Below are 20,131 nucleotides of genomic sequence, written 5' to 3' on the forward strand. Positions count from 1 at the left end.
AAATGAGCGACAACAATCGGCTGTCCATCCGACCTGACGAGCTGACCGAAGCCACCCGGCAACTCGATGAACTCGCCAACCGCATGCAGCGGGTGATGGACGCCGAGCGGCCCAACCTCACCGCTGTCGCCTCGGGCCGCGACGAGGTCTCGCAGCGGGTGGCGCACACCCTCAATGAGGTGCTGGGGTCTTTCACCAAGGCATCCGACCAGGGCGCCAACGCGATCCACGAGGCGTCGGCGGCGTTGCGTTCGCACTCCGGCCGGATGGCTGAGGCGGACCTCGCCGACTGACCGACCCGTCGCTTGTAGCGGCGGCACTGAGCCACTGGAAGGGGGGGGCCGAGAGTATGGGATTCACCAATGTCGTCTGGGAAGCGCGCAGCACCGAGCAGCTTGCGCAGGATCTGACTGAGGGCCCCGGGCCGTCCTCGGTCGGCGAAGCCGGCGCCGCATGGATTCGGGTAGCCAACGAGTTCGCCAAGGTATCGGCCGATTACGACCGGTTGATCGAATCCTTCCAGGCGGCCTGGGAGAGCAGTACGTCCCAAGCCGTAGCGCGCAAACTCGAAGCCTTCGGTAAGTGGCTGCAGGCGGCCAGCCTGAGCGCCGCGGCGAACGGACGGCGCGCGGAAGAAGCTGCGGTGGCCAACACCGTCGCGATCCTGTCCATGCCCAGCGTCTCCGAAGCCGTGGAAGCCAAGGCGGCCCAGGACATGATGGCGTCGCTGTCGGCCTACAACGGCGCGATCCTGCAGGGCAGCTTCGCCGAGTTCGACGAGGCCGCGTCAGCACAGCAGGCGGATGCCGCCGCTGTGATGAATCGGTACGAGGAAGCCTGCGCCGAACTCGCCGAGCCCTGGGAGCAGCCGGTGCCTCCGCAGATCACCAATGGCGCCGCGCTGAAGTCCGAGAGGGAGGGCAGGTCCAAAGGCGGTTCCGGCAGCGGCGGTGGCGGTGGCGGCGCACCGAGGCAGCTGTCACCGATGCTGGCCAGTCCGGTCGCCCCGTCCAAAGACCCGGCGCAACTGCGCAAGACCACCTTCTCCGCCGATTCGTCCAGCAGCGGGATGGGGCGCGGCGGCGGGGGCTACGCCCCGATGGGCGCCGGCCGGCGGGACGGCAGCGGCCAGTCGTACGAATCGTTTCGCGAGGCCGGCGCCCTTGAGGGCGCCGGCGAGGCGGGTGCAAGTCTGTCCGACAGCGGCCAGTCGTGGCTGCCGGCCGCGCAGCAGAGCGACGCCCCGTTTACCGTCTCGCACGTCAGCTGGGGCCCCAACACTGCGATTTTCGACGACCTGGCGGCCCCCGAGCCACAGCACGCGGAGGGCTTCGCCGAAGAACCCGAACGGACCTTGCAGCAAGTCTCTGACCGGTGGGTCTCCCCGGCGGTCATCGGCGCCGAGCAGGAGGTGAGCCTGTGACCACCGCGGTGTTGTCCGGGTTCACCCTGACCGATGACGAACTGCAGGTCGTGGGAGCGCGAGTCGGGATTCAGGGTTTTCCGGCAGTCTTGGGAGTGCACCCCCGCTATGGCACCGTCGACGCACTGGACGCGGCGTTCGATGCCGCCACCCGCAGCCTCGCCGCCCGGGGCCTGATCCTGGACGGCAACGTCGATCCGGACCTGGTCCCACTGCTACGCGCGCTGCGCCGGCCGGAGCGGGAATTGGCGATGCGCCTGGTGACGCCCGACGGGATCGCCCGGGTGAGCGTGGTTCGCTGCGGCAACATCGGTGTGCTGGCCCGGCGGGTGGGCGATCAGATCACCCTGCGGCCGGCCGACGGCGCGGCAGACCAATCCTGGGCAGCCCGGGCCCTGCTCAGCGCGCTACCGCGAGCCGAGGCCGCGCAGCTGGTTCCGGTCGGCGCACCGACGGAGTCGATCAGCCGCAATCTCACCGGGACGCACGACGCCGCACAACTGGCCGACCGGGTGCGTGCCCTGGGTGCCGAACCGCGCACGGCCATGCTATTGGGCTCGGCACTGGCGTCGCGGATGGCGTTCGCCGAGATCGTCTACTACACGCTCTGCAGTGACCAGGACCGGATTTCGCGTCGGCCGGCTGCCGTCGCGGTGTTCTACACCAAACGAGGCCGGCTGGTGGGAGCACCCAGCGCCTCGCCGAGCGGCCAACTGTGGACGACGCTCAAGCCCGGATCGGACCACGCGATCGGGCAGGCGATCGGTCAACTTGTCGAGTTATCGGCGGACCAATGGGAGGCGTCATTGGCTTAGCGCGATACGTCCACGAAATAGAGCCACCGTGTCCTCGTTGGTGAGGGCACACGGAAAGGGAGAAACGTATGTCACATCCTTTTGAATTAACCGAAGACGCCGATCCGCACGTCAAGAATATCTTCGAACACCTGCAGTCCACCGACCAGCTGATGAAGAAGATGGACGACGAAGTCACGCAGATGGTGGGGCTGAACTGGCACGGCAACCAGGCCCAGAACTTCCACGGCCGGATGGTGGAGCATCTCGACCACATTCGCACCATTCAGCAGCAAACCGATGCCCTGGCCACTAGCTCCATGCAATACATCCAGGACCACCGCAACGTCGACGCGTAGAAAGTCAGGTAACAACTCATGGCATACGGCATCAAATACAATTTCGAGGCGAACTTCAGCACGTTGGACGCCATTCGGCAGATCACCTCGGATGCGGAGAACATGCGGACCGAGATCGACGGTCTCTTCAACGCGCTGACCTCAGGGCCCTACACCGGGCACGCACCGGAGGAGATCAACGCGCTGCGGGTGCGCTTCTCCAACGAGATGGACGAGATCATCCAGGACCTGCACGCCACTCAGGTTCGTGCCGTCGACCAGAACCAGCTGGTACAGGATCTCGACAACCAACAGGCCGCCAACATCCTCGGATGAGGCCGGAACAAGTCTAGAGGCTGAGGCCCGGGCTCGTCTTCGACGAGTCCGGGTTTCCACCGTTCGGGCGACAGATCCACACACTTCCGGTCAAGTACGACGTCTCGACCACACGGCGCCCAGGTGCACTTTCGTGTTGTCGAATTCGCGAACAACGGACAGCAGAGTTTCCGGCGTTTGTCCGCCGGCGAGATCGCGCCTTCGACTGAGCCAGTACGCGGCGACCGCACACACCACGCCGGGACAGCTATGCCTGTTCCGGCGCGCCGCCCCGCAACCGCCCGAAGTTCTCAGATACCGACCCGGCAAGCTCCAGGTAGGCCTGCCTGGTCGCGGGCCGCAGCCGGTCGAAGTCGACGTCGGCCCCCTCGGCCAGATGAGGGTCGAACGGGATCAGATGAATCGACCGGCAGCGCGTCTGGAAGTGCTCGTACACCTTGTCCAGTTTGAGGGCCGCCGACCCGGGCCGGGAGGCACTGAGCACCACGTGCGCTTCCCGCACCAGCCCCGAATGCCCGTGCTGCACAAGCCAGTCCAACGTCGCCGAAGCACTGCGTGCGGCGTCGATGGCCGGCGAACTGACCAGCACGATGGTGTGCGCCAGATCCAGCACCGCCGACATCGCCGAATGCATGATGCCGGTGCCGCAGTCGGTCAGGATGATGTTGTAGAAGTGCCGCAGAATCTCCACCGTGCGTCGGTAGTCATCGGCGCCGAACACCTCTGAAACAGCTGGATCCTGTTCGCTGGCAAGCACTTCCAACCGGCTGGTGGCCATCAGGGTGTGATTGCGGACGTCGGCGTAGCGGTTGATGTTCGGATCCGACAACAGGTCACGCACGGTGGAGCGGGTCGACGCGTCGCCGACTCGTTCGCCCAGCGTGCCGCGGTCGGGATTGGCGTCCACGGCGATCACCCGGTCGTGGCGCACCGTCGCCAGTGCCGAACCCAGCCCGAACGTGGTGGTGGTCTTGCCGACTCCGCCCTTGATCGACAGCACAGCGATGCGGAAGTCGCCGACGATCGGCTGCCGAATCTCGGCAAGGAGATGTTCGTGCCGACGTTCCTTGCGCGACGCCCCCGGATTGACGTGCCCGGACGTGGCTTTGTGCACCGCGCGACGCCAGCCCGACGGCGGGGCGAACCGGTCCAGATTGGCCACCTCGGCCTCGTCTATGGGCGGCGGCGCGCGGAAAGGCTGATAGCTGGGCGGTGGGCCCACCGGCGGTTGAGGTCCGCGGGCCGGCGGCGGGCCCCCGGGGGCACGGGGCGGCGGGCCGGCGACCGGTCTCGCGGGCCGTTGGGGCGCGGCCGGCGGGAGGCGCTGACCCGGCGGAGGACCGGGCCACCACGGCGGCGGAAAGGGGCCGGGCGGTAGCGGAGGCGGAAACGGCGGCAGGGCGCCCTGCCGCGGCCGGGCGGGCGGTGTCGGCGGCGCCCGCGGTGCAGGCGGGGGTTCGGTTGACGCTGTTGTGTTTTTGACCACCTCAGTTCCCGACGTGGTCGAAATCGGCATCTGCCACGGCGGAAACTCCGGCTGACGCTCCGTCGAATCGGGTTCTGTGCCAGCTAGATTCGCTGCCGGTGCGGCAGTGTCGGATTCCGCGGGCCGCGCCTCGACTGTGGAGTCGGTCTGGGGCGCATCGCTTTGCGATGCCGACACCTCGGCCATCATGTCGGTCCAGTGCCATTCCGTGGGCGTAGGATCGTCGGCGGCAACCGGTTGTTGCGACTCCACTTCGGGCGCAGGGATTTCCGTCGGCAGCCACTCCTCGACACGTGCCGTAGCGTCAGCCGGGGGCACGCGGTCGTCCGGTTCTTCCGCCGCCGCTGACGAAAACTGAGCTCTCTTGGCCTGCATTTGCTCGAGTAGCGCTGCGGCCCGCAATTCGATTTCGTCGAGTGCACCGGCTTCGTCGGGCCTGGGCTCCTCGGGTGCCAACGACTCAGGAGTCGGCGACTCGAAACTCGCTTCCGTCGACGGCGCAGGCTCCCACCCATTCCCCGTCGACACTTCGACCGGCGGCTCGGGTTCTGACGGTTTGAGTCTCGCCGCGGATTCGGGCGCTTCGGTCCGCTGCCGGGAATGGCGACCGAAATGGGCGGACTCGTCAACCTGACTCACTGCGGGGGGCGGCGAGGACGCTGGATCCGTCGGCGGCGGTGCGGGCACCGGTTCGGTCGGCACCGCGGCTGTGTCCGACGCAGCCTCACCGGGACGGCCGGCCTGCACGCGGTCACGCCGCACCGCCACCCGCCTGGTCTGCTGCTCGGCCGGCTCCGGCGCGGGGGCGGGTGGGTGCGCGACGTCCGGTTCGGTTCCAGAAGCAGGGACCGGATCAAACCTCGGCGGGGCGGCCGCGGGCGGTGACGGCGTGCGTTGTTCGACGGCGGGCACGTCCGTCGTCGACGAGCCGCGGCCATTCCCACCCGCCTTGTCTTCGGCCCGGTCCCTGCCCTTCGTCTTGTCCCGGTCGCGCTCTTCGCGACCGATCGGCACGCGCCGCCGCTGGGTCTCGCCGGTCAGCCACGGGGGATGCGCCAGTGACCCGCGTTCGTCGTCAGCAGGCGTTTGCCTGGGCGATTGTTTCGACACTGTCCTCCCCCTTCCCCTCGCAAATTCGATTCCGCGCCGTTCTCAATCCTACGTAGCGCGAAACGGTTAATTCAGGTCGAGATTCCCACAGCTTCGCGCGCCGCACGAATGGCGATTCGTCAATTCGCCAGGTCGGTGCGCCCGGAGTCAGCCGACCTCAACTCACGACGGCGTCTTGCCACGGACAGCGCCCCTGCCACTGCGGCCAACGCCACCGCGCCGACGGTGACCGACAGCACGATGATCTGCGCACGTTGACTGCTCGGGTCACGGCGCGGTCGCCCGGCGATAGGCCGCGCCGCTTCGGGGTTGGGCATCTCGCTTGGCGTCGGCAGCCGATAGGTCAACGCTGCGACGGGGTCGATCACGCCGTATCCGGTGGCCTCGTTGGGGCCCGCACCCGGAGTGTGGGCGGTCCGCTTGATCAGATCGATGATCTGGCCGGCGTTCAGCTCAGGGAACCGGGACCGAAGCAAGGCCACCAGACCCGAGACGAAGGGGGCCGCGAAACTCGTGCCATTGATGGGCGCCAAACCCTGCTGACCCATGACAGCGTTGATCAAGCCGGGGCCGTTGGAGTCCAGCGAGATGATTCGTTCCCCCGGTGCCGCCACGCCGACCCACGGACCGCGCAGGCTGAAGTCGGCCGGCTCGCCGGATGTCGTCAGCGCGCCGACGGTCAACACGTAGTCGCTGAACCAGGCGGGACTGGCAACGGTCCGCACCGAATCCCAGCCACTCTTCAACGGCATGTTCGGATCGGGCATGGCGTTTTGGATCTTGCAGAGGCCCTGGCTGTTGAAGTTGCCCGCCGCGGCCACCACCACCACGTTGCGCTCGAACGCATAACGAACCGCGCGGCCGAGTTGGACGTCGTCGAGGCCGCCTCCTACCGGGCCGCACGCCACTTCCGACAGGTTGATGACGGTCGCGCCCAGGTTGACCGCGCGGGTGATCGCGTAGGCCAATGTCAGGGTGTTGCCGTACCCGGGCGAGATGGCGTTGGGGTCGTTGGTCTGCCCAGAGCCGCCCTCCTTGACGCCGTAGACGGTGCTGTTCTGCCGGATCGACAGGATGGTCGCCTCCGGCGCCAGGCCCGCGAAGCTGTCGGCGGGACTGGGGACCGCCGCAATGATGCCTGCCACCAGCGTGCCGTGCGCGTCGCAGTCCTGCAGCCCGTCGGTGTTCGACACGTAGTCGCCGCCGCCTTCCACGGCCGGCAGCCGCGGATGCCGGTTCACGCCGGTGTCGATCACGGCGACCTTCTGTCCGGCGCCGCGGGCGAACCGCCACGCATCGGGGTAGTTGAGCATGGCTTCGGCGCTGGTCTGCAAGGTGAAGTCGGTCTGGGGCAGCACCCCGGTGGGGACTCCGCAGATCGCCTTGAGATCTGTCGGCTCGACGGGTCCCAGCGGTCCATTCGGCGGCGGCCCCGGCTCCACCACCGGCGGGCGGATCGCCTGCGCCGCTGCGGGGTTCAGCGCCGCGATCAACAGCAGCGCGCCCAGCACCGCGGCCCCGCGCCTCATCAGAATCCCAACCGCTGGTAGACGCCCACCACCCACAGCGCCAGCGGAATCAGCGAACCCACGGCCAGGTAATCCAGGTAGGCCAGCAACGTCGCCGCCCGGGAAAACGGACCACTGCCGGACTTTTTCAAGCCGGACAGGGCGCCGCCCAGCGCAACGGCCAGCAGCACGCCGAGCGCGACCTCCGGCATCGGCCGAGTTCCGCCTTGCGCCGTCACACACGTGCCGATCACCAGGGCTACTGCGGGCACGGCCAGCGCAGCACGCTCGAACCCAGTGGCATAGACGCGGCTGCGCAACGCCAACACCGCCGCACCGGCCAGCGCGAAGACGAACTCCGGCCAGTCCGCTGTCGGCCCGCCCCGCACCAGCAGGAGCACGTAAACCGTTGCCGCGGAGGCGAACCCACTCAACAGTGCGGCGCGCGTGACAGCCGCCGACTTCGCTCTGGTCCACACCTGCTCGGCTGTGGGCATCATGGTGCCCGAATCGCCCGTCGTCGGCGCGGACGGCTCGAAAGGATTCTGGAAATCCCAGTCCTCGCGGTTGGTTTCGACGGCCACGGTAGGCGTCTCGAACCGGCCCAACCGCGTCGTCAGCCGCTGCACACTCAGGCACATCAGGATCGCCGCCACCGCAGCGACCACGAAGACGATGTCGCCGCGGACGTGCGACGCACGCACCGCCAGCGCGACCCCCACCACACCGAAGAGCAACCCGACCGCGACGTACGCCCAGTGGCCGGTGCCGATGATCCGGTCGTACCCGAGGCAGCACACCAGCACCGTCCCGCAGGCACCGGCCAGCCCGTAGTCGCCGTACCGGGCCAGCAGCGCGAAGGCGATCCCGACGGTAATCGGGATCGCCGCCCACCCGAGCGCGGCAGCAACATCGTCCAGGCCGTAGGAGCGGTGCGCCAGGGTGGCCCCGCCGACCAGCGTCAGAGCGACGGCCGCGGCCAGCACGACGATCACACTGCGGTTGGCCGCGGCGATCGGGCCCACCACGCAGTAGGTGATGGCCAGCGCTGCGAGCTGCAGTCCGACGAACGACATCCAGCGCGCCGATCCCGCTCCCCAGGCGGCGTGGGCGGTCTTGTTCAACCGCCCGACGGCGTCCACCACGTCGTCGTAGAGGACCGGCGGCGACAGCGCCCGACGAGCGGACAGCCGCAACAGATCGCCACTGACGACACCGGCGTCGCGCAACGTCTGGGCGGGTTGTAACACCGTGCCGCCGTCGAATCGGCTCAGCACCCAGAATGTCCGGCGCTCGTCCTTGGCCGCCGCGTCCCCGTCCTGTTCCTTGTCCCGGGAGCCGATCAGCCGCGCCAGATCCGCGACGAACCCCGATACCGGCACATCCAGTGGCAGTGCGATGTCCAGTTGCGTCCGCCCCCCGAACACCGAGACGCGGATGTGCTCGGGCGCGGCCGACACCACCCGCAGTTGTCTGAGTTCGCTGACGCCGGTCACAGGTCCGGCATCCTGGAAAGCTGGATCACGCCACTCTTGGTGGACCGGGAGACCAGCATGCCGCGACCCGGCGGCATCTCGGTGGCCCGATAGCCGAACAGCGCCCCTTCGTCCTTGGTGCCGCTCATCACCAATCCGTTGCACGACAAATCCTTGAGCCGTCCGATGAACTGGTCCATCATGGCCCGTCCCGCTCCGCCGATCCGGCGGGTGACCGCCACCCGCAAGCCGATATCGCGTGCCTGGGGCAGGAATTCGGCCAGGGGACTGAGCGGGCTGCTCATCGGTCCGGTGGCGACGAGGTCGTAGTCGTCGACCATCACGAAGATGTCCGGGCCCGACCACCACGAGCGTTCTCTGAGTTGCTGCTGGGTGATGTCGCTGGGCGGCAGCCGATCCTGGAGGGTCGCGGCCAGTGCGGTCATCAACTCGGCGCAGGATTGCGATGCGGTGGCGTATCCCCCCAGGTACTCGTTGGCCACCACACCGAGCATCGAGCGGCGGTAGTCGACCAGGACGATCTTGCACTGGTCGGGCGTGGTGTTCTCCATCAGCCCGGTGGCGATGTTGCACAGCAGACTGGTCTTGCCGCATTCGACGTCGCCGAACGCCACCAGGTGCGGCTGGGATTCGAAATCCAAAACGACAGGCGCCAATTCGGCTTCGTTGATGCCGATGGCGACACGTGCGGCGTCCAGCATTCCGGCCGATCGCGCCGCCCGCACCACAGCAGCACGATCCAGGTTGTGCGGCAGCATCCGCACCCGCGGCGCCTGCCGGTTGCCATAGTGCGCGCGCATCGCGTTGACCGCACTCGATACGCCTTCGGGCAGATCCTCGACCCCCGAACTGGAGTCCAGCCGCGGCAACGCAATCAGGATGTGCAACCGCTCGTGACTGATACCCCGGCCCGGCCGGCCGACCGGGATCAGCTCGTTGAACCGGCGGCCCACGTCGCTGTCCAGCGCATCACCCAGCTTCAACTCGATGCGGGTGCCGAGCATGTCCTTGACCGCCGAACGCATCTCCATCCACCGGGTCGCCGAGATGACCAAATGCACACCATATGAAAGACCTTGCACTGCAAGCGAATTCAGTGTTGGTTCCAGCATCTCGAAATCGCTTCGGATCGACGCCCAGCCGTCGATCACCAGGAACACATCGCCGAACCTGTCCTGGCTCAACGGATCGGCGGCGGCGACCTCCGGCGACAGGGCTGCCAAATGCGCCTTGCGGGCTCGGAAGTCTCGCATCGACTCGATACCCAGGTCGCGGAACCGCGACTCGCGCGCGCGCAGCACGCCGGACACCTCGGCCACCGTGCGACGGATCGCGTCGGCATCCATCCGGCCGGCCACCCCGCCGACGTGCGGCAGATTGGCCAGACTGCTCAGCGTCCCACCGCCGAAGTCCAGACAGAAGAACTGCACCTGCTCGGGGGTGTGCGTGGCGGCCGCCGACATGATCAGAGTGCGCAGCGCGGTGGACTTACCCGACTGCGGCCCGCCGACCACCGCGACGTTTCCCTGGGCGCCGGACAGGTCGACCATCAACACGTCGCGGCGCTGGTCGTAGGGTCGGTCGACCACCCCCACGGGCAGCCACAACCGGCCGTCCAAATTCTCCGGAGCCGACCAGTTGGCGTCCGCCAGCAGCTGGTTGACCGCCGGGCTTTCGTCCAGGGGCGGCAGCCACACTTCGTGGGCCGGCCGACCGTGGCCCCGCAGCCGCGACACCACCACGTCGAGCAGGGTGATCTTGCTCGGAGACATCGGCTTGGCTTCGGCAATTTCCGGATCCGCCGTCGGGGTGACCGACACCTCCTTCTTGACCGGGGTGGCGGTGAACAGTTTCGGCGCCAGCGCGCCCAGCTGCCTGCCGCGACCGGTTTGCGCCCGGCGGGGCCGCACGTAGTCCCCGGAGACATAGCAGGTGTTGAACCGAATCGGTTCGGACGCATCGCATTTGAGGAAGGCCGAGCCCGGCACGCTGGGCAGGTGGTAGGCGTCCGGCACGCCGAGAACGCTGCGCGACTCGCCGGCAGAGAATGTCTTCAGGCCGATCCGGTAGGACAGGTGCGAATCCAGTCCGCGCAGCTTTCCTTCCTCGAGTCGCTGCGAAGCCAGCAGCAGGTGTACGTGCAGCGACCGGCCCAGTCGGCCGATCATCACGAACAGCTCAGCGAAATCCGGCTTCTGGGAGAGCAATTCGGAGAATTCGTCGACGATGATGAACAGTGCCGGGAGCGGTTCGAGTTCGGCGCCACCGGCTCTGGCCCGTTCGTATTCGTTGACGTTGGGGAAGTTGCCGGCCGATCGCAGCAGCTCCTGACGGCGGTTCAGCTCTCCGGCCAGCGCATCGCGCATCCGGTCCACCAGGATCAGTTCGTCCTCGAGGTTGGTGATGATCGCCGCGATGTGCGGCACCCCATCTAGTCCGAGAAACGTTGCGCCACCTTTGAAGTCGACCAGCACCATATTGAGCACGTCGGGTGAGTGCGAGGTGATCATCGATAACACCAGGGTGCGCAGGAACTCCGACTTGCCCGAACCGGTGGCGCCGATACACAGGCCGTGCGGGCCCATCCCGGATTCGGCGGACTCCTTGATGTCCAATTCCAGCGGCTGACCGTTGGGCGTGTAACCGATCGGCACCCGCAGCCGTTCCCGTGGTGAGCGTTTGCGCCAGACCTGCTCAGGCACGATTTCGGCGGCGTCGGGAATCTTCAGCAGTGCCATCAGTCCCGGGTCGGTGGCCCGCGCATCGGCCTCCAGATTCACGATGTGGGCGGCACTGGCCAGGCGGTAGCGGCCGATCCGGCGCGCCGTCGCCTCGGCTTCGGCGACGGTGATCGTGTCCGGTGTGGCGAACCGTTCGACGCCGACCGCGGTGCTCGCACCGACGCTCTCCCCGTCGGCGTCCCGGTCCACCACCAGCGCCAGGCCGCGCCGGTTGGCCGCCGCGTCCGAGCCGTTCAGGTCGAGCAGGGTGACACTGTCCAACCCGGCATCGGTGACCAGGCGCTCGGTCCCGGTGATGTAACCGTCGTCGATCACCACTACCAGTTGTCGCAGACCCTTGGTCGGCTCGGCGTTGCGGCTGAATCTGCCCCGCTCCCCCAGGTCCGCGGACAGCGAGCGCTCCAGCAGTTCCAGGCTGGGAAACAGCAGGCGCATCGGGCCCATCCCGTCCCGCGCGGTGGCGTGCTGCGCATGTGGCAGCCACTTGACCCAACTCCAGTTCTCGCCGTCGGGGTTCGCGGTGACCACCGCGACCTGAACCTGGTCGGGGCCGTGGAAGGCACACAGCTCCAACACCATGGACCGCACCAGCTGCCGGGCCAGCTTGCGGTCGCCGCCGAAGGTGATGGAGGGGAAAGCCCGCAGGGACACCGCCGTGGGCAGGGCGTGCACCACCGAGTGGGTCTTGACGAAACGGCGCAGCGCCACCGTCGACACCGGTTCGAGATCCTCGGGCGGCCCGGTTTCCGGTGCCAGCAATCGGGTGGCCAATCGGTGGGTGCCGATGCCCACCCGGACATGGCACCAGTCGTTGTCGGTGATCCGCCGCTCCCACATCCGCCGGGTGCCGGCCACGTCGGCCAGCGCCCGCGGGTCGGGGTGCGACCACTCCAGGGCGGCGCGCTGACCCTCGCCGGTTTGCTCGGCGTCGTCACGCAGGTTGGCCAGGTAGCTGAAGTAGTCCTTGCGCTCCTCGTTGAGTTCGGCCGCCGCTTTACCGGTGCGGCCGCCGCCGCCCATGAACATGCCGGCCATCGACATGATCATCATCATCGGGAAGATCAGGAACATCGGATTACGCGTCAGATCCCGGCCCCCGACGGTCACCATCAGCGCGATCATCCCGACCACCGCGACGATCATCACCAACGGCAGCAACTTCGTGAGCAGGTTGCCGGGGATCACCCGGGGCACCTCCGGCGGCGCCTGCAGGTTGACTTCCCCGCCCGGCATCCGCGGTGGCGACACCCGCAATCGGCGCACGAAACCCTGCGTACTCAAACGGTCTTTCCCCGAACTTCCCGAAACTTTTAACCGGCTTACCGAAATAGGCTTGAGACGTCCAAAGGTATGGTCACCAGCGAGTGACACCACCCGCAGGAGGCCCGATAGCGATGACTCTACCGCCGTCGCTGTCGGAATTAGACGCCGAATCGGAGGCCGAGCCCACGCTCAGCCGCGTCACGCTCGTGGTCGGTGACCTGCGGTTGGACTTCGGTCTGCCGGCCAATACCAGCATCAGCGCGTTCATCGACGACGTCATCGACATCGCCAACGAGCAAATCGCCGCGCACCCCGCCTCGGACACCGGACTCGAACAGGTCGTCTTCGACACGACCGAGGGAAAGTGGACCCTGGCGCGCCTCGGAGACGACGCGATCGACCCCAGCCGGTCCCTGTCCGAGGCCAATATCTACGACGGGGAGCTGCTGGCCATCCGGGAGATCGACCAGCCGCGGCGCCCGATGTTGTTCGACGACGTCGCGGACGCCGGCGAGCAGGCCCGGAATCCGTTCACCGCCTGGTCCGCCCGCGATGCGCGGCCGATCACCTTTTTCGGGGTGGGCCTGACCGCCGCCGCAGCCGTCGCATTCCTGCTGCCACGCCACGCCGAACGGATCTATGTCCCGGCGACCGCGCTCGGTATCGGGGTGCTGACAGTGATCCTCGCGTGCGTGATCGCGCACCGTCCGGGGCGTTCGGAGTGGGTGGCCGCGGTGGCCACGCCGCTGCTGTTCGGCGGCGCGCTGTATGTGGTACCGGACGGCTTCGGGGTGACATCGCTGCCGATGGCTTTTGCGCTGACGGGCCTGGCGTCGCTGCTGATCCTGCTGGTGACCGGCCGGGGCCGCACCCTGCACACCGCGGTGATCGCGCTCGCGGTGATCGGTGGCGCGGCCGCCGCGGTTGCGCTGCTGTGGAATCCGCCGCCCCGCGCGATCGGCGCGGTGCTGGCCACGGTGTCGGTGATCGTCGTCTACCTGTCCCCCCGGGTGACGATCCTGCTGGCCAAACTCCCGGTGCCCCGGGTGCCGACGGCCGGGGAACCACTCGACGACATCGAAACCCAGGGTGGGACCACCGTGGAGGGCGTCAACGCCGTCGGCAAACAGGTCATCCCGACCGAGGAGGGCATGACCCTGCGGGTGCGCCGGGCCAGCCAGTACCTGACCGGCATCCTGATCGCAGCCGCGCTCACCGCGACCGTCGGCTGCTACCTGGCGGTCGACGTCAGCAACGGATTCTATTGGCAGGGAACAGCTTTCGCTTCCGCTGTGGCCACCGTACTGTGTTTGCGGGGCCGCAGCCATCACGATCTGGTGCAGTCCGCCACGTTGATCGGCGCGGGCCTGTCGATCGCGTTGCTGACGATCGTCAAGATGGCGGTCGGCCTGGACGGTTGGGAATTGGACGCGACGCTGGCGTTGGTGATCCTGATGGTGCTGCTCGTGGCCTGCGGCATCGTCGCGCCCAGGTTGGAGTTCTCCCCGGTGATGCGCCGCCAGGTCGAGATTCTGGAGTACCTGGCCATCGTGATGGTGTTCCCGCTGTGCTGCTGGATCGTGCGACTGTACGCGGTGTTTCGCGAACTGCGGCTCTGATCGCTCAGGACTTCGGCTGCTCGACCTTGGACCCGCGCGGGTCGGCGGCCATCCCGTCGTGTGCCACCAGCGCCGCTTCCTGCGAGAGTTCCGGACCGGCCGGCAGCAGGGCCACGACCGGCCACGGCGCGAACTGCGGCACCTCGGCGTCGAGGCGCGCGTCGTGCACCCCGGTGACGCCCAGCGCCGCGGCCGTCGGCAGATCCTTGAGGTGATAGCGCACGCCGGAATCGGAGATGTAGAACAGCTGCCCCATCGCCCGGCTGTCCACCTCGCCGCCGGTGGTCTGGACATACTCACCGGTGCCCGGCTTGATGTACACCGAGTCGACGCCTGGACCGTTGCCGTCGGCGGTGGCCAGGCTGACGGGTTGCGCCCCCTCCGGAATCGGGAGGCGATGCCCGATGAGCAGGTGCACTGCTGCCTGGGCGGCGGAGTTACCGCGCTCCCACGCCATGCACACCACCCGGTCGGGTTCAGCGTCCACGATCTGCGGCGACACACTCGGGTAATGGTCCAACGGCAGCGTGTGCACAATCGGCAGTTGACTCACCACCGCCGGCGACACCTCATGATTCCCTTGTGCCGCAACGTCATTGGGATTGCTGTACCGGATGATGTCGGCGGCCGCCGATGAGATCGGCTGCAGGCCGTCGGCCAGCACCACATAGAGTTGCTCGCCCCGCGAGTCGACTGTTTTGACGATCGAGCCCACCGGGTAGGTGGGGAAACCCGGGACGACGCTGCCCGCGCCCTCGATCGTCACCGACCGGATCGGCGCAACCAATGGGAAGGTGTTCAGCAACGCGACCGAGATGGGACGTACCTGCGCACGCTGCAGGTGCAGGGCGTTGATCACGACGGAGTCCGAGGGATCGATGACCGCGCGCACGCCGTCGAAGACGAGGTAGACGGTGTCCCCGGAGCGGACGAGCAGCATCTGGGAGGTCGATGCCCGGCGGATGTCGTCGTCGAGGGTGAGGTCACCGGCGACGACCGCGGTCTGCACGCTGGCCAGTCCGACGTTCTTGGACACGTCCGGAGTGGTGACCGCGTCGCACACCGTCCACCGCGACGTGCGCAGGTCCGCGCCGGCGTGAATTCCGTTGGGCGCTCCGATGATTCCGACCATCGGTCCACGCGGCAACTTGTTGAGCCATTTGTCGCTGACCGACTTGGCGGGATCCGGTTTACCCGTGATCAACCGCGCGGAGGCCAGATTCAGCACCGGATGCAGGCGATCGCCGATGCGGACATACAACCCGCCGTTGGTGCTCAGCAGAATCTGGGCATCGCCGATGTTGGGCGACGGCTTGAAGAAGGCCAGCACCCCGGCGGCCCCGGTGATCAGCACCGCGATCACCAGACCTACCAGCAGCGAACGGATCTGCCCGCGCATCGGGTCGTGGATCATCCGGGAGTCGGCGCGGATCAGCGCGTGCTCGAGTCGGCGAATCAGGAATCGATAGCCGTTGACCTGCGCGCGCGTCGTCACTTGCGCAGGCATGTTCACCCCCATCAGCGTCGGGCAAGCACCGAGCGTGGATAGCGTATAACGCCGTCACCAGCTAAAGCCGCGCGGATTTCCGCCCGCAACACTGGATAGGATCCGACTGTGCCGCGTCGTGCAGGGACGCGCCCGGACCCGGGTGCGCCGTCGGAGCCGAACGAACTGCGGTCGACGATCGACATCGGCGCGCAGCGCTTCCTGCCGTTGCCCGACCTGCTGGTGCTGCAGCTGCTGATCGCCGCTGGGACGGTGACCGCACCGGCGCTCGGGCTCCCCGGCTGGCAGGGCAGTCTGGCCGGGCTTGCGGTGGCGCTGATCGTGGTGCTGCGCTTGCGCGGCACCACGTTGCCGCGGTTGCTGGCCCTGCGGGCCGGCTTCTGGCGACAACGGCGGCAACGGGCCCGGCGGACGAATCATGGGGCCCCCTTCGATGTCCCCGGTGCCGAGGGTGCACTGATCGGATTCCGTTGGGACGGCAGCACTTTGATGTCGTTGCTGAAGATCGAAGAGAACCCGCAGGCCATGACCATCATGGAGCCGGGCACCACGGTGTCCGGGGAGACCGTGCCGGTGCGGGCGCTGGTGGACTGTCTGCAGCAGTTCGACATCACCCTGGACTCCATCGACGTGCTCAGCCAAGGCGCCCGATCCCAGGGCCACAGCCAGGTGGCCGCGGTGTACGACGCCGTGCTGGGTCCGCTGCCGGCGATCGCCCAGCGCCACGTGTGGATCGCGATCCGGTTCGACCCCTCCCGGTGTGCCGACGCGGTGCGCCGCCGTGGCGGCGGACGGGACGGGATCCTGCGTGCGGCCACCACCGCCACCCGCCGCGTGGCCAACCGACTGACCGAGGGCGGCCTGCGCACCCGGGTGCTGACAGCCGCCGAGATCGGTCAGGCGACCAATCAGCTCACCGACGGGGTGGACCTGGTCACCGTGGAAGAAACCTGGCGGACCTGCCGCGAAGGCCGGTTCCGGTTGCGCAGTTTCGCGATCAAGCCGGACATGTTGACCACGGCGGGACTCGGACTGCTGTGGACCATTCCCAGCTACTCGACCACCATGAGCCTGTCGTTTCGGCGCGAGCATCCGAGCGGTCCGGTCGCGATCCGCGGATTGGCACGCTTCGACACCCACGGCAGGGCCCGGATCAACCTGCGCGGACTGACCCATCTGCGGGGCAGGCAGTATGCGGCACTGGCGGCGAGCCTCCCGGTGCCAGCGCCGCGGCAGCCGATCGCCAAGTGGGCCTACTCCAGCACGGACCCGGACCGGGACTTCGCCTCACTCTGCGTACCGGCCTCCGGTTGCGGGCAGGTGATCGGAGCCGACGAGGACGGCCGGGCGGTGGCGCTGGCGCTGTTCGGTCCGCAGATCCGGCGCGTGGAGATCGCCGGCACCTTGCACCTGGCCCAGCAGGTGGTGTTGCGGTCGCTGGCGCTGGGCGCGCACGTGTTGGTGCATACGCGGCGTCCGGCGCTGTGGCGCACCATGGTTGACGAGGTGGACGATCACGACCTGCTGTGGGTCGCCGACTTCAACCGGGGTTCCATGCAGGCCGGAGCCGACCGCAATTATTCGGTGGAGATGTTCGACGGGGTGACCGAGCAGTCCGTGCGGGTCGGCGTGACCGCGATCGTGGTGATGCCCCCCGGGGCTGCCGTGACGGCCAACGCCGACGTCGCGCTGGAACTGCTGGATCTGCGGACCGACACAGTGCAGGTCAGCACCCGCGCGGGCGCGTCGGTGGTCACCATGGTCGCGACCGACGAGGAGATGCGTTACCTGAAAGCGTCTTTCGCCGCCGAGGACTAGAACCGCGGTCCGCGGTGCCGTTTTGCACCGCTGCGGTGCGCTAGCGTAAATCGAGGTCACCCCGGATCGGGGCAGTTCAAAGGAGTGATCATGTCGTACCCCTCGGGCGGTTACCACGCGCCGGAGCAACCGGGCGCATCCAGCGATTACTCGCAGTGGGTCGCCGAACCGGAAACCGGCGCCAAGATGTCGCACCGCGCGCTGTCGCTGGCCGTCGCGGTGCTGGGTCTGTGTTCCTACCTGGTCAGTTTCGGGCCGATGCTCGGCGTCGGTGGCATCGACTGGGACGTCCGGTTTCCCGCCCTGGCCGGCCTGTTGGCGGCATTCGGGCTGCTTCCCCGGCAGACGCCGGCCGCGAAGTGGGTGGCGGCGCTGGCCGGGGTGGGGTTCTTGGACGCCTTATCACGCGGAGTCGTGGTGCCCGACGGCGTCGAACCGGGTTGGGCGCTGTGGGTGGTGGTGGTGCTGAACGCGGCGCAGACGGCCGTCGCGGTGGGCGCCGTGCTGAACCAGCCGGCCCAGGCCGACCCGCAGCAGGCGTGGTACGCGGCCTACGCCGAGCAATATGCGCAGGCCGCGGCGCAGTACTACGGGCAGTATGCGCACGAGGACGACGGTGCGGCCGAATACCAGAACGGCTCCGGGCAGGCCCATCAGGTGCAGCCCGCGTCGGCCACCGAATCGCGGCGGGCCGCGCAGAGCGCCAGCTATGCGGAATTCTTCGGCGGCCCGGCCACTGCGCCGACCGGTGCGTCGTCGACCGCGCCCGTCGCGCCGTCCTCGGGACTGCCCAACGTCGGCCACTCCCCGCAACCCGCGCAACAGCAGACAGTGGCCTTCGAGACCGGCTACCGCAGCTCGCCGTAGTAACTGCTCAGCTGACGGAGAGCTGCCCGATCAGGGTGGTGAGCACGGCCGCGACATCGTCGGGAACGGGGCGCTCGGCCTCGGCGTCGGCCAGGACCGAAGCCGGCAGGCCCGCGGCAGCCGCAGCTTCTTCCAGGCTGAGTTCGGCGCGGTGCCGCGCGCCGTACAGGCGCTGGCCCAGCGTGGCGTTCGGCGAACGCGCGGCCCGGTCCATCACGTCGTTGTAGGCCCGCCGGACGGTACTCAACGCCAGTACCACCGACGGGGTGCCCTTGGTGTTGCGGGCCGCATTGGCCGCGAGGTTCTCCAGCTTGCGCAGGTCGGCGAGGATCTGCGTGACTCTCGGCGCGAACGCCGGGTCGGCCGGGTCGGGCAGCTCGGCAGTGGCCGTGCTGATGGTGTGCATGGCCAGTTCGACGGCCTCGGCCAGCAACGGAGCCCGCACGGTGTCGGTGAGCACCTCGGTGGATTCCTCGGCACCCGAAGGGACTTTGCTGGGGACGGTGGCCGGCGCCGCGATGGGCAGCACCGCCGAGCCGCTGCGAATGCGGGCGATGGTGCCCGGGCTCCATTGCAGGGCCTTCTCCAGCTTCGCCAGCGTGGCTCGCCGCGGCCAACTGCGGCCCTTCTCGAAAGCGATCAGCGTGCCGGCGTTGATGATCTTGTCTTTGGCCAGGCCGCGCTGGGTGATCTCGAGTTCGTTGCGCCGCGCCGCGACGGCCTGACCCGCGCGCGCCACGCCGGGATCGTCGGCCTCCCACCACTGATCTTCGTCGGCGTCGGGCAGCTCGATCACGGTGGTGATGTCCCGGGCTGTGTCGGGCACCGAACCGGGTGACAGGGTCACCGGGAAGCCTTGGGGGTTGGCCAGATGGATGGTGGTGGTATCGGTCACCTGCACCGAGCTGCGCCGCACGCCGTCGAGGTACATGCCGTTGGTGCTGGTGTCGATCGCCTGCCAGCCATCGTGATGTGGTTCGAGGCGCAGGTGCCACCGGGAGATCCGGTCGTCGGGGAGACGAATGGTGGCCGAGGCGTCCCGACCGATGACGGCGACACCGGCCGACGGGTCCAGCATGTGCTCCTCGTCACCGAGCCGGACCACCAGCGCCGTCGCGGGCACGGTCTGGTCAGGTGTCACTGCGCCACTCCCCCGGCTTGGACTCCCGAAGAATCGGGCATCGTCGCTGCAGCCTTCCTTCAGCACTGTGGGTCGATGCTACATCTTTCCTGCTACATAACCTCGTTCGACCCTCGAATCGCTGCGGTTCTCGGGTGCAATCGCGTTCGCGATGGCGGTCTGAATGCAGACCGTGCCACACCGCGCTACGCTTCGGGACAGTTCGATGCCACGGTTGTCTTGTAGTACACACGTAAAATACCGCTTACCTCAGTAGGCGCTACGTTTTAATTGTTGCGATATGCCCCGACTTGTGATTAAAGTCGTCGCATCGAGGGGTTGTTACAGGAGTCGGGAGGAAAATCATGACCGCAGCGGTTACGCCGTTGTCCACGCCGCTGGACGAGTACGTGCCGGTGTGCAGCGTGGACCCGGATCGGTGGACAACCTGCGAACCCGACGAGGAAGCCAAGGCCCTGTGCCTGAGCTGCCCACGCCGGTGGCTGTGCGCCCGCGAAGCATGCCAGGACCCCAATGTGGAGGGGCTGTGGGCCGGTGTGGTGATCCCCGAGTCCGGGCGCGCGCGCGACTTCGCCCTGCGCCGGTTGCGGGCGCTGGCCGAACGGGGCGGCTACCAGGTTCGCCCGCGCCGGCGTGGCCGGCCCCGCGGCTCCCGGAACTGACGCCTGATCGCGGCAAAATGCT

14 protein-coding genes and 1 pseudogene are annotated in these 20,131 nt (G+C 68.0%); 9 read left to right on the forward strand and 6 right to left on the reverse strand.

All coding sequences use genetic code 11. The features are described from left to right. Nucleotides 1-2 precede the first annotated feature (2 nt). The 5 genes from AC5Y3Z_RS16080 to AC5Y3Z_RS16100 all read left to right on the forward strand — a co-directional run bounded on the left by AC5Y3Z_RS16080 (nt 3) and on the right by AC5Y3Z_RS16100 (nt 2,891). Nucleotides 3-293 (forward strand): PE family protein, encoded by a 291-nt coding sequence (locus AC5Y3Z_RS16080; protein ID WP_463826495.1) that lies wholly within the window; start codon nt 3-5, stop codon nt 291-293. A 56-nt stretch (nt 294-349) separates the two neighbouring features. Next, a complete protein-coding gene (locus AC5Y3Z_RS16085; RefSeq protein ID WP_463826496.1) occupies nt 350-1,423 on the forward strand; it encodes a PPE domain-containing protein in 1,074 nt (357 codons plus the stop codon). Next, nucleotides 1,420-2,238: an ESX secretion-associated protein EspG gene (locus AC5Y3Z_RS16090; protein WP_463826497.1), complete on the forward strand. Its 819-nt coding sequence runs from the start codon at nt 1,420-1,422 to the stop codon at nt 2,236-2,238. The genes AC5Y3Z_RS16085 and AC5Y3Z_RS16090 overlap by 4 nt, the downstream gene beginning before the upstream one ends. Nucleotides 2,239-2,306: 68 nt before the next feature. Continuing rightward, the gene (locus AC5Y3Z_RS16095; protein ID WP_463826498.1) at nt 2,307-2,576 is read left to right on the forward strand and encodes a hypothetical protein; all 270 of its coding nucleotides are present in this window, start codon (nt 2,307-2,309) and stop codon (nt 2,574-2,576) included. 18 nt (nt 2,577-2,594) lie between these two features. Next, complete coding sequence (locus AC5Y3Z_RS16100) at nt 2,595-2,891, forward strand: hypothetical protein (RefSeq protein ID WP_463826499.1); 297 nt, start codon at nt 2,595-2,597, stop codon at nt 2,889-2,891. Nucleotides 2,892-3,138: 247 nt separating this feature from the next. On the opposite strand, the pseudogene AC5Y3Z_RS16105 reads toward AC5Y3Z_RS16100, so the two are convergent. The 4 genes and pseudogenes from AC5Y3Z_RS16105 to eccCa form a co-directional block, all read right to left on the reverse strand. Further along, nucleotides 3,139-4,560 (reverse strand): annotated as a pseudogene (locus AC5Y3Z_RS16105) (MinD/ParA family ATP-binding protein); the annotation flags it as partial. Nucleotides 4,561-5,606: 1,046 nt separating this feature from the next. Continuing rightward, nucleotides 5,607-7,016: a type VII secretion-associated serine protease mycosin gene (gene mycP, locus AC5Y3Z_RS16110; protein WP_463826500.1), complete on the reverse strand. Its 1,410-nt coding sequence runs from the start codon at nt 7,014-7,016 to the stop codon at nt 5,607-5,609. Continuing rightward, a complete protein-coding gene (eccD, locus tag AC5Y3Z_RS16115; RefSeq protein WP_463826501.1) occupies nt 7,016-8,491 on the reverse strand; it encodes a type VII secretion integral membrane protein EccD in 1,476 nt (491 codons plus the stop codon). The genes mycP and eccD (AC5Y3Z_RS16115) overlap by 1 nt, the downstream gene beginning before the upstream one ends. Then, nucleotides 8,488-12,513, reverse strand: a complete 4,026-nt coding sequence (eccCa, locus tag AC5Y3Z_RS16120; RefSeq protein WP_463826502.1) for a type VII secretion protein EccCa — start codon at nt 12,511-12,513, stop codon at nt 8,488-8,490. Before eccCa ends, eccD (AC5Y3Z_RS16115) begins: the two co-directional genes overlap by 4 nt. A 113-nt stretch (nt 12,514-12,626) precedes the next feature. Here eccCa and eccD (AC5Y3Z_RS16125) point away from each other — a divergent pair, with 113 nt between their 5' ends. Further along, on the forward strand, nt 12,627-14,114 hold the full coding sequence (gene eccD, locus AC5Y3Z_RS16125; protein WP_463826503.1) for a type VII secretion integral membrane protein EccD: 1,488 nt from the start codon (nt 12,627-12,629) through the stop codon (nt 14,112-14,114). Nucleotides 14,115-14,118: 4 nt separating this feature from the next. Here the strand turns inward: eccD (AC5Y3Z_RS16125) and eccB are convergent, their stop codons facing one another. Next, complete coding sequence (gene eccB / locus AC5Y3Z_RS16130; protein ID WP_463826504.1) at nt 14,119-15,621, reverse strand: type VII secretion protein EccB; 1,503 nt, start codon at nt 15,619-15,621, stop codon at nt 14,119-14,121. 108 nt (nt 15,622-15,729) lie between these two features. Between eccB and eccE the strand changes: the two genes are divergently transcribed. Both eccE and AC5Y3Z_RS16140 read left to right on the forward strand, forming a co-directional pair. Further along, entirely contained in the window at nt 15,730-17,439 is a 1,710-nt protein-coding gene (gene eccE / locus AC5Y3Z_RS16135) for a type VII secretion protein EccE (protein WP_463826505.1), read from the forward strand. A gap of 90 nt (nt 17,440-17,529) precedes the next feature. Then, nucleotides 17,530-18,306 carry a DUF5336 domain-containing protein gene (locus AC5Y3Z_RS16140; RefSeq protein WP_463826506.1) on the forward strand — a complete coding sequence of 259 codons (777 nt, stop codon included), beginning with the start codon at nt 17,530-17,532 and terminating at the stop codon, nt 18,304-18,306. Nucleotides 18,307-18,313: 7 nt separating this feature from the next. Here AC5Y3Z_RS16140 and AC5Y3Z_RS16145 read toward each other — a convergent pair whose 3' ends face one another. Next, nucleotides 18,314-19,447 carry an FHA domain-containing protein gene (locus AC5Y3Z_RS16145; protein WP_463826507.1) on the reverse strand — a complete coding sequence of 378 codons (1,134 nt, stop codon included), beginning with the start codon at nt 19,445-19,447 and terminating at the stop codon, nt 18,314-18,316. Between the two features lie 344 nt (nt 19,448-19,791). Here AC5Y3Z_RS16145 and AC5Y3Z_RS16150 point away from each other — a divergent pair, with 344 nt between their 5' ends. Then, the gene (locus AC5Y3Z_RS16150) at nt 19,792-20,109 is read left to right on the forward strand and encodes a WhiB family transcriptional regulator (protein WP_463826508.1); all 318 of its coding nucleotides are present in this window, start codon (nt 19,792-19,794) and stop codon (nt 20,107-20,109) included. Nucleotides 20,110-20,131 lie beyond the last annotated feature (22 nt).

This window comes from Mycobacterium sp. NGS61 (assembly GCF_059812325.1).

Bases quoted from the DNA above. Each gene is read 5' to 3' on its own strand.
- AC5Y3Z_RS16080 (WP_463826495.1), top strand. From the start codon at position 3: ATGAGCGACAACAATCGGCTGTCCATCCGACCTGACGAGCTGACCGAA.
- AC5Y3Z_RS16085 (WP_463826496.1), top strand. From the start codon at position 350: ATGGGATTCACCAATGTCGTCTGGGAAGCGCGCAGCACCGAGCAGCTT.
- AC5Y3Z_RS16095 (WP_463826498.1), top strand. From the start codon at position 2,307: ATGTCACATCCTTTTGAATTAACCGAAGACGCCGATCCGCACGTCAAG.
- AC5Y3Z_RS16100 (WP_463826499.1), top strand. From the start codon at position 2,595: ATGGCATACGGCATCAAATACAATTTCGAGGCGAACTTCAGCACGTTG.
- mycP (WP_463826500.1), bottom strand. From the start codon at position 7,016: ATGAGGCGCGGGGCCGCGGTGCTGGGCGCGCTGCTGTTGATCGCGGCG.
- eccD (WP_463826503.1), top strand. From the start codon at position 12,627: ATGACTCTACCGCCGTCGCTGTCGGAATTAGACGCCGAATCGGAGGCC.
- eccB (WP_463826504.1), bottom strand. From the start codon at position 15,621: ATGCCTGCGCAAGTGACGACGCGCGCGCAGGTCAACGGCTATCGATTC.
- AC5Y3Z_RS16140 (WP_463826506.1), top strand. From the start codon at position 17,530: ATGTCGTACCCCTCGGGCGGTTACCACGCGCCGGAGCAACCGGGCGCA.
- AC5Y3Z_RS16150 (WP_463826508.1), top strand. From the start codon at position 19,792: ATGACCGCAGCGGTTACGCCGTTGTCCACGCCGCTGGACGAGTACGTG.